We start from the raw sequence: 13646 nt of genomic DNA on the forward strand, positions 1-13646 counted from the left end.
GAATGACGACGCAGCGCATGGTGCTCGGGGCGGCCGTCGCGGCCGGGCTCGCGTTGCCGGCGGCGGCCCAGCCGATCCCGGTCGGGCACCTGATGGACAACTCCGGCGCCACCTCGGACGTGGGCGTGCCCTACGGGCAGGGCGTGGCGGACACGCTCGCCTGGGTGAACAACACCCGGAACGGCGTGAACGGCCGGAAGCTGAACGTGCTCGGCTTCGACTACGGCTACCAGGCGCCCCGCGCCGTCAGCCAGTACCAGGCCTGGAGCCGCGACCGCGTCGTCGCCATCCAGGGCTGGGGCACGGCGGACACGGAGGCGCTGGTGCGCTTCGTGACGCGCGACAAGATACCCTACATCTCCGGCTCCTACTCCGCCGCGCTGACCGACGCCGGCGGCAAGAGCGGGCGGCAGGGCGTGGAGGCGACGCCCTACAACTTCTTCTACGGCCCGTCCTACTCCGACGGCTTGCGCGGCATGCTGCGCTGGGCGGCGGACGACTGGAAGGCGAAGGGCCAGAGCGGCCGGCCGAAATACGTCCACATGGGCGCCAACCACCCCTACCCGAACTCGCCCAAGGAGGCCGGCGAGGCCATGGCGCGCGAGCTCGGCTTCGAGGTGCTGTCGCCCATCGTCTTCGCGCTGACGCCCGGCGACTACACCGCGCAGTGCCTGACGCTCCGCAACCAGGGCGCCAACTACGCCTACCTCGGCAACACGGCGGGCTCCAACATCTCGGTGCTGCGCGCCTGCCAGGCGGCGGGGGTGAACGTGCAGTTCCTCGGCAATGTCTGGGGCATGGACGAGAACGCCATGAAGGCGGCCGGCACCGCCGCGAATGGCGTGGTGTTCCCCGTCCGCACGTCGGCCGTGTGGGGCCAGGAGGCGCCAAGCATGGCCAACATCCAGCAGATCAGCCGCGTGTCGGACGCCGGCGGCACCGCCTACCGCCCGGTGCACTACCTCGCCGGCGCTTGCGCCGCGATGCTGATGGTGGAGGCGATGGAGACGGCGGCGGCGAACGGCGGCCAGATAACCGGCGAACGCATCCGCGACGGCTTCTACGCCCGCAAGGACTGGGTGCCGAAGGGCTTCGAGGGCGTCTGCGCGCCGTCGAACTTCACCCCGGAGGACCACCGCGGCACCATGCGCGTCCCGCTCTACCGCGCCCGCGTCGGCGGCGACACCAGCCAGGGGAGCGTGGCGGAACTGATGCGCGCCGGTACCATGAAGCTCGAATCCCTCGGCACCGTGGAGCTGGAGCGCAAGCGCGAGTGGCTGGGCTGGTGAGCCCTTGAACGCGCCGGTCGCGGCGGCGCCGGGCGCTTCGCCGGGCGCGACCCCGGCGGAGGCGCCGGCGCTGCTCGAGGTGAACAACATCGAGGTCGTCTACAACGACGTCATCCTCGTGCTGCGCGGCCTCTCGCTCCGCGTGCCGAAGGGTAAGATCGTCGCGCTGCTCGGCGCCAACGGCGCGGGCAAGTCCACCACGCTCAAGGCGATCTCAGGCCTCCTCAAGACGGAGGAGGGCGAGGTCACGCGCGGCGAGGTGGTCTTCGACGGCCAGCGCATCGACGGCACCGACCCGCACCTCATCGTCCGCCGCGGCATCTTCCAGGTGATGGAAGGAAGGCGCATCGTCGCCGACATGACCTGCCTGGAGAACCTGCGGCTCGGCGCCTTCACCCGCTCGGACGGCGACGTGAAGCGCGACATCGACATGGTGTACTCCTTCTTCCCGCGCCTGAAGGAGCGCACCGGCCTCGCGGGCTACCTCTCGGGAGGCGAGCAGCAGATGCTGGCCATCGGCCGCGCCCTGATGGCGCGGCCCAAGCTGATCCTCATGGACGAGCCCTCCATGGGCCTGTCGCCGCTGCTGGTGAAGGAGGTGTTCGGCATCATCCGCCGGCTGAACGAGGAATTGGGCATCACCATCCTGCTCGTGGAGCAGAACGCGCGCATGGCGCTCTCCGTCGCCTCCTACGGCTACGTCATGGAAGGCGGGAAGGTGGTGCTGGACGGCACAGCGGAATCGCTCTCCACGAACGAGGACGTGAAGGAGTTCTACCTCGGCGGCCACGGCGCGGAGCGGAAGAGCTTCCGCGGCCTCAAGTCTTACAAGCGCCGGAAGCGCTGGCTGTAGGGCGATGCTCCCGCCCGGCGACAGCTACGACGCCATCCGCGCCGCGTTCCGCTGGCGCGTGCCCGGACGCTACAACATGGGCGTGGACTGCTGCGACAAGTGGGCGGACGGCAGCGGGCGCCTCGCGCTGCTGCACCGGGGCGAGGACGGCGGGACGGAGCGGATCACCTTCGACGCGCTAAAGTCCCGCACGAACCGGCTGGCGAACACCCTCCGCGCCCACGGCATCGGCCGCGGCGACCGCGTGGCGGTGCTGCTGCCGCAGGTGCCCGAAACGGCGGTGGCGCACCTCGCCGCTTTCAAACTCGGCGCCGTCTCCGTGCCGCTGTTCCAACTCTTCGGCGAGCAGGCGTTGGAGTTCCGGTTGCGCGACTGCGGCGCCGCGGCGCTGGTGACGGACGCGACCGGCCTTTCCAAGCTCTCCGGCATCCGCGCGGGCCTGCCGGACCTGCGCGCGGTGTTCGCGGTGGACGGGGCCGGCGAGGGCGCGCTCGACCTGCCGGCGCTCACCGGGCGCGCCTCCGACGGTTTCGCGCCGGTGGACACGGCCGCCGACGACCCGGCCGTCATCATCTACACCTCCGGCACCACCGGCAGCCCGAAGGGCGCGCTGCACGCGCACCGCGTCCTGCTCGGCCACCTGCCGGGCGTGGAGATGCCGCAGGAGCTGTTCCCCAAGCCCGGCGACCTGTTCTGGACGCCGGCCGATTGGGCCTGGATTGGCGGGCTGTTCGACGTGCTGCTGCCGAGCCTGCACCACGGCGTGCCCGTGTTGGCGCACCGCATGGCGAAGTTCGATCCGGAGTTCGCTTTCAGGCTCATGGCCGAACACGGCGTCCGCAACGCCTTCCTGCCACCCACCGCGCTCAAGATGCTGCGCGCCGTGTCGGACCCGGCGCGCTTCGGCCAGAAGCTCCGCTCGGTCGGCAGCGGCGGCGAGACGCTCGGCGCCGAGCTGCTGGACTGGGGCCGCGCCGCCTTCGGCTGCGCCATAAACGAGTTCTACGGCCAGACCGAGTGCAACCTCGTGGTCTCCAACTGCGCCTCCGTCCTGCCGGTGCGGCCGGGCAGCATGGGCCGCGCCGTGCCGGGCCACGAGGTCGCGGTGGTGGACGCCGGGGGCCGCCCGCTGCCGCCCGGCGAGCCGGGCACGATCGCCGTGAAGCGGCCCGACCCGGTGGTGTTCCTCGGCTATTGGAACACCCCGGAGGCCACCGCCGCCAAGTTCGCCGGCGACTGGCTGCTGACCGGCGACCAGGGCGTGCAGGACGGGGACGGCTACTTCCGCTTCGTCGGGCGCGAGGACGACGTCATCACTTCCGCCGGCTACCGCATCGGCCCCGGCGAGATCGAGGACTGCCTGCTGCGCCACCCCGCCGTGTCCATGGCCGCGGTGGTCGGCGTGCCGGACCCGCTCAGGACGGAGCGCGTGGCCGCCGTGGTGGTGCCCGCCGCCGGCGTCGCCCCGGATGACGCGCTGGCGCGCGAGATCCAAGATTTCGTCCGCACCCGCCTCGCCGCCCACTCCTACCCGCGGGAGGTGCATTTCGCCGAAAGCCTGCCGATGACGGCCACCGGCAAGGTGATGCGCCGCGAGTTGCGCGAGAGCCTTGGCAGGGCGGCGGCCGGGGGCAATTCTGGGCCGCAGGACCCCGGAACGGGGAGGAGCTGAATGCCCTCGAACAGAGACATACCCGGCCTCGATTTCGGCCTGGGTGAAGAGATCGACATGCTGCGCGAAACGGTGCGCGGCTTCTCCGACGCCAAGGTCGCGCCGATCGCCGCCGAGATCGACCGCTCCGACGAGTTCCCCCGCCACCTGTGGCCGGAGATGGGCGCGCTCGGCCTGCACGGCATCACCGTGGAGGAGGAGTGGGGCGGCACCGGCATGGGCTACTTGGCGCACTGCGTCGCCATGGAGGAGGTGAGCCGCGCCTCCGCCTCCGTCGGCCTGTCCTATGGCGCGCACTCGAACCTCTGCGTCAACCAGATCCGACGCAACGGCACGGAGGAGCAGAAGCGCCGCTACCTGCCGAAGCTCATCACCGGCGAGCACCTGGGCGCGCTGGCGATGAGCGAGCCGGGCGCGGGCAGCGACGTCGTGTCCATGCGGCTCCGCGCGGTCAAGCGCGGCGACCGTTACGTGCTGAACGGCACCAAGCTCTGGATCACCAACGCGCACTACGCCGAAACGCTGGTGGTCTACGCCAAGACCGACCCGGAAGCCGGCCCGCGCGGCATCACGGCCTTCCTGGTCGAGAAGGGCTTCAAGGGCTTCCGCCCGGCGCAGAAGCTCGACAAGCTCGGGATGCGCGGCTCCCCCACGAGCGAGCTGGTGTTCGAGGACTGCGAGGTGCCGGCGGAGAACGTGCTCGGCAAGGCGGGCGAGGGCGTGCGCGTCCTCATGTCCGGCCTGGACTACGAGCGCGCCGTGCTGGCGGCGGGGCCGATCGGCATCATGCAGGCGGCGCTGGACGCCGTGGTGCCCTACGTCCACGAGCGCAAGCAGTTCGGCCAGCCGATCGGCGAGTTCCAGCTCATCCAGGGCAAGCTGGCCGACATGTACACCGCCACCAACGCCTGCCGCGCCTACGTCTACGCGGTGGCGCGCGCGTGCGACGAGGGGCGGACCTCGCGCAAGGACGCGGCCGGCGCCATCCTCTACGCGGCCGAGGCGGCGACGAAGATCGCGCTCGACGCCATCCAGATCCTCGGCGGCAACGGCTACATCAACGAGTACCCGACCGGGCGGCTGTTGCGCGACGCCAAGCTCTATGAAATCGGCGCCGGCACCAGCGAGATCAGGCGCATGCTGATCGGCCGCGAGCTGTTCAAGGAAACGGCGTGACCGTTCTGGCCTCATCGGCGGACACGCGCTCCGCCGAATTCCGCTCCAACGCGGAGCGGATGCGCGCCCTCTTGGACCAGCTCTCCGAGCGCACGGCGGAGGCGGCGCGCGGCGGCCCGGAGAACGCGCGGGAGCGCCACCTCGGGCGCGGCAAGCTCTTGCCTCGGACGCGGGTGGAGCGCCTGCTCGACACCGGCTCGCCCTTCCTCGAACTCTCGCCGCTCGCCGGCTACGGCCTGCACGACGGTGACGTGCCGGGGGGCGGCATCATCACCGGCGTCGGCCGCGTCTCCGGGCGCGAGTGCGTGGTCGTGGCGAACGACGCCACGGTGAAGGGCGGCACATACTTCCCGATCACGGTGAAGAAGCACCTCCGGGCGCAGGAAGTGGCGCAGCAGAACCGGCTGCCCTGCATCTATTTGGTGGACAGCGGCGGCGCCAACCTGCCGAACCAGGACGAGATATTCCCGGACCGCGACCACTTCGGCCGCATCTTCTTCAACCAGGCCAACATGTCGGCGCTCGGCATCCCGCAGGTCGCGGTGGTGATGGGGAGTTGCACCGCCGGCGGCGCCTACGTGCCCGCCATGTGCGACGAGGCGGTGATCGTGCGCGAGCAGGGCACCATCTTCCTCGCCGGCCCGCCCTTGGTGAAGGCCGCGACCGGCGAAGTGGTCTCGGCCGAGGACCTCGGCGGCGCCGATGTCCACACACGCCTCTCCGGCGTCGCGGACCACTTCGCGATGGACGACATGCACGCCCTCGGCCTCGCGCGGCGGATCGTCGGCAACCTTGGCGTCCGGCGCGGCGCGCGGATCGATCTCGCGGAGCCGGAGCCGCCGCTGCACGACCCAGCCGAACTGCACGGCCTCATCCCCGGCGACGTGCGCCAGCCCTACGATGTGCGGGAGGTGATCGCGCGGATCGTGGACGGCTCGCGCCTGGACGAGTTCAAGGCGCGCTACGGCCCGACGCTCGTCTGCGGCTTCGCGCGCATCTGGGGCCAGCCTGTCGGCATCCTCGCCAACAACGGCATCCTCTTCTCCGAATCCGCGCAGAAGGGCGCCCACTTCGTGGAGCTGTGCAGCCAGCGTGGCATCCCGCTGGTGTTCCTCCAGAACATCGCCGGCTTCATGGTGGGACGGAAATACGAGGCGGGCGGCATCGCCAAGGACGGCGCCAAGCTCGTCACCGCCGTCGCCACCACCGCGGTGCCCAAGTTCACCGTCATTATCGGCGGCTCGTTCGGCGCCGGCAACTACGGCATGTGCGGCCGCGCCTACTCGCCGCGCTTCTTGTTCACTTGGCCGAACAGCCGCATCTCGGTGATGGGCGGCGAGCAGGCGGCGAGCGTCCTCGCCACCGTGCGCCGCGACAACATGGAGGCGCGCGGCGGCGCCTGGAGCGCGGAGGAGGAGGAAGCCTTCAAGGCGCCCATCCGCGAACAGTACGAGACGCAGGGCGACCCTTACTACGCCACCGCGCGGCTCTGGGACGACGGCATCATCGATCCTGCGGACACGCGCGACGTGCTGGGCCTTTCCATCGTGGCTTCGCTGAACGCGCCTATAGGGCGGACGCGCTTCGGCGTGTTCCGGATGTAGCGCCCATGTTCCGCACCCTCCTCATCGCCAACCGCGGCGAGATCGCCTGCCGCGTCATCCGCACCGCCCGCCGCCTCGGCATCCGCTGCGTCGCCGTGTTCTCCGAGGCGGACGCCGGCGCGCTCCACGTCGCCATGGCCGACGAGGCGCACCCGATCGGCCCCGCCCCCGCAGCGCAGAGCTACCTGCGCGCCGACCGCATCCTCGAAGCCGCCCGCGCGTCCGGCGCTGAGGCGATCCACCCCGGCTACGGCTTCCTGTCCGAGAACGCCGAGTTCGGCGAAGCCTGCGCCGCCGCCGGCGTTTCCTTCGTCGGCCCGCCGCCCGCCGCCATCCGCGCCATGGGCAGCAAGGCCGAGTCGAAGCGGATCATGGCGGAAGCCAACGTCCCGATCGTCCCCGGCTACCACGGCGAGGCGCAGGACGACGCGCTGCTCGCCTCCGAGGCGGCGCGCATCGGCTTCCCCGTGCTCATCAAGGCCAGCGCCGGCGGCGGCGGCAAGGGCATGCGCCCGGTGCTCGCGGCCGGCGACTTCGCCACCGAACTCGCTGGCGCGCGGCGCGAGGCCAAGGCGGCGTTCGGCGACGACCGCGTGCTGCTGGAGCGCTACCTCCAGAAGCCCCGCCACGTCGAGGTCCAGGTCTTCGCCGACGGGCACGGCAACACCATCCACCTGCACACGCGCGACTGTTCCGTCCAGCGCCGCCACCAGAAGGTGCTGGAGGAAGCGCCCGCGCCCGACCTGTCGCCCGCGCTCCGCGCCCGCCTGCACGACGCCGCCGTCGCCGCAGCGCGCGCGGTCGGCTACGTCAACGCCGGCACGGTGGAGTTCATCGTGGAGGGCGAGGACGCCTTCTTCATGGAGATGAACACCCGCCTCCAGGTGGAGCACCCGGTCACCGAGATGGTGACAGGCCTCGATTTGGTGGAGTGGCAGCTCCGCGTCGCCGCCGGCGAGCCCCTGCCGCGGCGCGAGGCGCCGCCGGTGCGCGGCCACAGCGCCGAGGTGCGGCTCTACGCCGAGGACCCGGCGCACGGCTTCCGCCCCGCAGCCGGCGTCGTCCGGCGCTTCTCCACGCCGCCGGGGGCCGAGGGGCTGCGGATCGAGACCGGCATCCGCTCCGGCGACGCCATCACGCCCAACTACGACCCGATGGTGGCCAAGGTCGTCGCCTGGGGCCCGGACCGGCCCGCGGCGCTGCGCCGCCTCGCCGCGGCGCTGGACGAGACCGAGGTGGTCGGCCTCGCCACCAACCTCGACTTCCTGCGCCGCCTCGCCCGCCATCCGGCCATGGTCCGGGCCGAGCTGGACACCGGGTTCCTCGGCCGCCACCTCGCCGACCTTGTGCCCGCCGCCACGGCCGCGCCGCCCCGCGCCCTGGCCGCCGCGGCCGCGATCCACCTGGACCGGCAAGCGCGGTCGCGCGCGGCGCGGCCCGCGTCGCCTTGGGACCGCGCCGACGGCTGGCGCCTGCGCGGCGGCGCCGAGCGCCTGCTCCGGCTGCACGACGGCGCGGAGGCGCACGATCTGCACCTGCGGCAGGAGCGCGGCGGCGCCCTTAGGCTGCTCTTGGAGGACGGGAAGGAGGCCCGCGTCGGCCGCGTCGCCGCCGAGGGCGGGGAGCGCCACCGCACCATCACCGTGGACGGCTTGGTCCTGCGCGTGGGCGTCGCCGCGGGCGAGGGCGAAGCCTTCGCGATCACCCTCTCCGGCGCCGGCCACGCCGGCGACACCTGGAGCTTCCGCCCGCTCGACCCGTACGCCCCGCCCGGCGGCGACGTCGCGGCGGAGGGGCGGCTGTCGGCGCCCATCCCCGGCCGCGTCGTCCAGCTCCTGGTGGGGGAGGGCGACGTGGTGGAGCGCGGGCAGGTGCTCGCGGTGCTGGAAGCGATGAAGACCGAGCTGCGCATCACCGCGCCGGCGGACGGCACGGTGGCGCATGTCGGCTGCGCGGTGGGCGACAGCGTCGAGGAGGGGACGGAGATCGTCACCCTCGACGTGAAGGGAGACTGACCCGCAAGGGGTTTTGCAGCACCAGGCCGGCGGCGCGGAGCGCGGCGCCGAGGTGGATCGCGGCCGGCATCGCGGCATGGGCGCCGCCCGGGGGCAGCCAGCGCAGGAACAGCGCCAGGCCCTCGCGCCGGGCGCCGCGCTGGGTGAGGGCGCAGCCCATCAGCAAGGCCGCCTCGTCCTCCGTCACCCGCTGGCAGAGGGGGCAGCCGAAGGCCACCGGCTTCAAGGTGGCGGTTTGGCGCAGCAGCGTGTCGTAAGGGTCGACGGCGGCGGCGGCGTCCTCGGCGAGGAAGGGCGGACGCAGCGCCAGCCAAGCCGAGCGGCCGTCGCGCAGCGCCGCGCCCCACAGGCGGCAACCCTCCAGCAGCAGGCGCTCCGGCTCGGGCAGGTCGTCCGCCGGCTCCTGGGTCCAGGGCCAAGCGGGAAGGCCGCGTGTCGCCATGAGTCGCTCCCTGTGGTGTCCTCCGCGATGCCTATGGCAAATGCGAATGGTTCGCAATATCGAATGGGCCGTCAGCGGAAGTCGCGGCTGCGCGGCAGGCGCGCGCGGGGGCCGCCGCGCCCGTCCGGCTTCTCCACCTCGTCGGCGCGGGCGAGGGCCCGGCGCCACGGCTCCTTCGCGTCCGGGCGGTCGAGCGCCGCGAGGCCGGACAGCAGCTCCGAGCGGTCGAGCAGGCGTTGCACGATGAGGTGGACGATCGGCACCTCCGCTTCCGTTCGCTCCACGCGGCCCTCCGCCACCACCAGCCGCGCCGACACCACGGCCGCGCGGAAGCGCCGCACCAAGTCGGCGTAGACCACGAGGTTGGCGGTGCCCCACTCGTCCTCCACGGTGAAGAACACCACGCCCTTGGCGCTGCCGGGGCGCTGGCGCACCAGCACCAAGCCGGGCAGGCGCAGCCGGGCGCCGCGGCGGGCCGCGGCGAGGGCGCGCGTGTCGGCCAAGCCTTCCGCGTCCAATCTCGGCCGGAGCAGCGCCAGCGGGTGGTGGCGCAGGGTGAGGGCCGTGCCGGCGTAGTCGAGCACCGTCTGTTCGCCCGCGGTGGCCGCCGGCAGCGAGGCGGCCGGCTCGTGGACGGCGGCGGCAGGCAGCGCGGTCGGCGGCTCGACCGCGGTGGCCTCCCACAGCGCGGCGCGGCGGTCGAGGCCGAGGCCGCGGAAAGCGTCCGCGCCGGCGAGCCGCTCCAGCGCGGCGCGGTCGAGCCCCGCCGCGCGGGCTAGGCGCTCCAGAGCGCCCGCGCCCCCCGCGCGCCCAGGCGCGACGGAATTGAGTGCGGCGGGACGGGCCGGGGGCGCCGAGGCTCCCGCATCGTTCGGCCGATCGAGCGCGGCAGGATCGAACCCGGCGGGGCGGGCCGGCGGCGCCGGGGCTCCCGCACTGTCCGCTCCATCCGGCCCGGCGAGGCGGTCGGGTCCGGCGGAACGGGCCGGGCACGCCACGACCCTCGGACCGTCCCCCCGCTCCGGTGCGGCGCATTCGGGCGCGGCGGGGCGAGGCGGGCGTGTCGGTGTCCACTCGCTTCCCGCCCGATCCGGCGCGTGCGACGGGCTCCATGCCGGTCGCGTCCCGACCAGCCGCTCCGCCGTTTCCTTCGACAACCCCTGCACCATCCGCAAGCCGAGGCGCAGCGCCAAGCCGCCCTCGCTTTCCGCGTCCGGCTCCAGCGTGCAATCCCACTCACTGCGCAGCACGTCCACCGGCCGGACCCGCACCCGATGCTCTTGCGCGTCGCGGACGAGCTGCGCGGGGGCGTAGAAGCCCATCGGTTGGCTGTTCAGCAACGCGGCGGCGAAGGCGGCCGGGTGGTGGCGCTTGATCCAGGCGGAGACGTAGACGAGCTGCGCGAAGGAGGCGGCGTGGCTTTCCGGGAAGCCGTAGGTGCCGAAGCCCTCGATCTGGCTGAAGCAGCGCTCGGCGAACTCCTGCGCGTAGCCGTTGCGCGCCATGCCGGCGACGAATTCCTCGCGGAAGCCCTGGACGGTGCCGACGTGGCGGAAGGTCGCCATGGCGCGGCGGAGTTGGTCGGCGCGCTCCGGCGGGAAGCCGGCGCCGACTATGGCTATCTGCATCGCCTGCTCCTGGAAGAGCGGCACGCCGAGGGTCTTCTCCAGCACGCCCTTCAGGGCTTCGGAGGGGTAGGTGGGCTTTTCCTCGCCGTTCTTCCGACGGAGATACGGGTGCACCATGTCGCCCTGGATCGGGCCGGGGCGGACGATCGCCACCTCGATGACGAGGTCGTAGAACTTCTCGGGGCGCAGGCGCGGCAGCATGTTCATCTGCGCCCGGCTCTCCACCTGGAACACGCCGACGCTGTCGGCGCGGCGGAGCATGGCGTAGGTCTCGGGGTCGTCCTGCGGCACCGTGGGCAGCGTCAGCGCCGGGCCGCCGTGCGCCTCGATGAGGGCGAAGGCGCGGCGCACGCAGGTGAGCATCCCGAGGCCCAGCACGTCCACCTTCAGGATGCGGAGCGCCTCGATGTCGTCCTTGTCCCACTCGATGGTGTGGCGGCCTTCCATCGCTGCGCGGGTGACGACCGCGAGTTCCGTCAAGGGGCCGCGGGTGATGACGAAGCCGCCGACATGGGTGGAGAGGTGGCGGGGGAAGCCGACCAGTTCCTCCGCCAGTTCGCAGGCCATGCGGAGGCGCCCGTCGCGGGCCGGGTCCAGGCCGCGTTCCGCCGCCGCTTCGGCCAAGGTCGCCCGGCCGATGCCCCAGGTCGCCTTGGCCAGCCCGGCGGTGACGTCCTCCGAAAGGCCCAAGGCTTTGCCCACCTCGCGGATCGCGCTGCGGTCGCGGTAGCGGATCACGGTGGCGGCGATGGCGGCGCGGTGGCGGCCGTAGCGCCCGTATATGTGCTGGATCACCTCCTCGCGCCGCTCGTGCTCGAAGTCCACGTCGATGTCGGGCGGCTCGTCGCGCTCGGCGGAAATGAAGCGCTCGAACAGCAGGTCGTGCTTGTCCGGCGCGACGGAGGTGATGCCGAGCGCGTAGCACAGCGCCGAGTTCGCCGCCGAGCCGCGGCCTTGGCAGAGGATGCCCTTCGACACCGCGAAGCGGACGATCTCGTGGACCGTCAGGAAGTAGGGCGCGTAGCCGAGCCGCTCGATCAGGCGCAGTTCGTGGGCGATCTGCTCCTTGACCTTGGGCGGCGTGCCGTCCGGCCAGTGCCTCCGCATGGCCTCGGCGGCGCGGCGCTCCAGCGTCTCTTGCGGCGACAGCCTTTCGTCCAGGATCTCTTCCGGGTACTCGTAGGAGAGGTCGCGCATGGAGAAGCGGCAGGCTTCCGCCACGCGCATCGTCGCGTCCACCGCCCCCTCGTGCCCGGCGAAGAGGCGGCGCACCTCGGCTTCTGGCTTGAGGTGCGCCTCGGCGTTCGGCGCGGCGGCAAAACCCAGCGCGTCCACGGTGGTGCGGAGGCGGATGGCCGCCAGCACGTCGGCCAAGCGGCGCCGGTCCGGCGCGTGGAAGCGCACGCCGCCCGCTGCGAGCATCGGGGCGCCGGCCGCGCCCGCCATCGCCGCCAGCAGATCCAGCCGCGCGCGGTCGTTGGCGCGGAAGCGGTGGTCGGCGGCGCAGAACAGGGGCAGGGCGAGGCGGTGGCGCAGCGCGGCGGCGTCGCGCGCCAAGCGGGCGGCGAACCCGGCGTCCGGCGCTTCGGGCGGCGACAGCGCCATCACCAGCCCGTCCGTGTGTTCGATGAGGTCGTCGCGGGTGATGCGGCACTCGCCTTTGGGCGCCTCCATCCGGCCCTTGGAGAGCAGCCGCGCGAGCCTGCCGTAAGCCGCGCGGTCGGTGGGCCAGGCGAGGTACTCGCCGCCGTCGGGCAAGCGGACCCTTGCGCCGGGTACGAAGCGGAGCTTCGCCTGCTCCGCCGCGACGTGTCCGCGCACCAGCCCGGCGAAGGAGTTGCGGTCGGTGATGCCGATCGCCGCGTGGCCCAGCGCCGCCGCCCGTTCCACCAGCTCGTGCGGATGCGAGGCGCCTTCGAGGAAGGTGAAGTTGGAAAGGGCGCCGAGTTCGGCGTAACCGGGCGCGGTCACTCGAACCGCCCGTGCAGCCACCAGCCGGTCGTCCCGTCCGCGAGCACGGGGCCGGAGCGGCACACCCAGAGCCGCGCGCCGCCGGCGACCTCCACCCGGTAGTAGTCGCGGAAGCGCCGGTCCGGGCGGTCCCGCCACCACTCCGGTTCCAGCCGCTCCGGCCCTTCGGCGCGCAGCACGCGCCATGAGGCCTGGCTCATCCGCAGCAGGACTGGCGGGCCGTCCGGCAGCATGGCCATCGCTTGCAATGCGAGCGGCCGTCGCAGCAGGCGGAGGGGACGGCGCGCGGCGCCCCAGCCGTGCGGCAGCGCCACGGGGTCGAAGGCCCCGACCCGCGCCACCGCGCGCTCCGGCCAATGGCTGGCGCGCGGCGCCAATCGCCAAACCGCCAAGCGCTGGGAAAGGCGGTCCAGCAACTGCGCCAGGGCCCACGGGGTTTCCGCGCGGGCGCCGCCGCGCCGGCCGCCGGGCAGCGCGGCTTGGGCCGCCGCCACCGCTTCGGTCGCCAGCGCTTCCAGCGCTAAGCGTTCGAAGCCGAAGCCTGGGGAAAGGCGCTCCAGCTTCTCGCGGAAGAGCCGGGCGAAGTGCGCGGCATCGCGCGAAGGCAGGCCGGTGCCGACCGCCACCGCTTGCACGTTTCCGTCCACGCGGAAGGCCAGCAACGCCAAGCGCCTCGCGCCGCGGCCTGCCTTCTCCAACTCCGCGCAAACTTCCGGCAGCAAGCGGTCGAGCGTGGCGTCTATGGCCTCGCGCGTCACGATCGGCTCCAGGAAATCCCGCGCCGCCGCGAAGTCGGGCGGCGGGCGGAGCGGGCGGAGCGGCCGCGGGCGCTCGCCGGTCGCCGCGTCCAAGGTGTCCGTCAGCGCCGCGCCGAAGCGCCGCGCCAGCGGTGCGCGCGGCTGTTGCAGCACGGCTCCGACGCAACGCAGGCCGAAGCGGTGCAGCGTGGCGATCGTGGACTGCGGCAGGCGCAGCGACGCCAGCGGCAGCGGGGCG

The 13646-nt window shown here is 73.0% G+C and carries 9 protein-coding genes; 6 read left to right on the forward strand and 3 right to left on the reverse strand.

What is annotated here, in order from left to right:
• Positions 1-2: 2 nt before the first annotated feature.
• From ABD067_RS11850 to ABD067_RS11875, 6 genes are all read left to right on the forward strand, one after another.
• Positions 3-1289 (forward strand): ABC transporter substrate-binding protein, encoded by a 1287-nt coding sequence (locus tag ABD067_RS11850; RefSeq protein ID WP_343895504.1) that lies wholly within the window; start codon positions 3-5, stop codon positions 1287-1289.
• Positions 1290-1359: 70 nt separating this feature from the next.
• Complete coding sequence (locus ABD067_RS11855; protein WP_343895575.1) at positions 1360-2142, forward strand: ABC transporter ATP-binding protein; 783 nt, start codon at positions 1360-1362, stop codon at positions 2140-2142.
• 4 nt (positions 2143-2146) lie between these two features.
• Positions 2147-3814: an acyl-CoA synthetase gene (locus tag ABD067_RS11860; RefSeq protein WP_343895505.1), complete on the forward strand. Its 1668-nt coding sequence runs from the start codon at positions 2147-2149 to the stop codon at positions 3812-3814.
• A complete protein-coding gene (locus ABD067_RS11865; RefSeq protein WP_343895506.1) occupies positions 3815-4990 on the forward strand; it encodes an isovaleryl-CoA dehydrogenase in 1176 nt (391 codons plus the stop codon).
• A complete protein-coding gene (locus tag ABD067_RS11870) occupies positions 4987-6594 on the forward strand; it encodes a carboxyl transferase domain-containing protein (protein WP_343895507.1) in 1608 nt (535 codons plus the stop codon). The genes ABD067_RS11865 and ABD067_RS11870 overlap by 4 nt, the downstream gene beginning before the upstream one ends.
• Positions 6595-6599: 5 nt before the next feature.
• Positions 6600-8609 carry an ATP-binding protein gene (locus ABD067_RS11875; protein ID WP_343895508.1) on the forward strand — a complete coding sequence of 670 codons (2010 nt, stop codon included), beginning with the start codon at positions 6600-6602 and terminating at the stop codon, positions 8607-8609.
• Here ABD067_RS11875 and ABD067_RS11880 read toward each other — a convergent pair.
• The 3 genes from ABD067_RS11880 to ABD067_RS11890 all read right to left on the reverse strand — a co-directional run.
• Positions 8584-9051 carry a hypothetical protein gene (locus tag ABD067_RS11880; protein ID WP_343895509.1) on the reverse strand — a complete coding sequence of 156 codons (468 nt, stop codon included), beginning with the start codon at positions 9049-9051 and terminating at the stop codon, positions 8584-8586. The genes ABD067_RS11875 and ABD067_RS11880 overlap by 26 nt on opposite strands.
• A 71-nt stretch (positions 9052-9122) precedes the next feature.
• Positions 9123-12650, reverse strand: a complete 3528-nt coding sequence (locus ABD067_RS11885; RefSeq protein WP_343895510.1) for an error-prone DNA polymerase — start codon at positions 12648-12650, stop codon at positions 9123-9125.
• Positions 12647-13646, reverse strand: a 1000-nt coding sequence (locus ABD067_RS11890; protein ID WP_343895511.1) for a DNA polymerase Y family protein, incomplete at its 5' end; no start/stop codon positions are given. The genes ABD067_RS11885 and ABD067_RS11890, both read right to left, overlap by 4 nt.

This window comes from Craurococcus roseus, assembly GCF_039523795.1.
GTDB classification, from domain to species: domain Bacteria; phylum Pseudomonadota; class Alphaproteobacteria; order Acetobacterales; family Acetobacteraceae; genus Craurococcus; species Craurococcus roseus.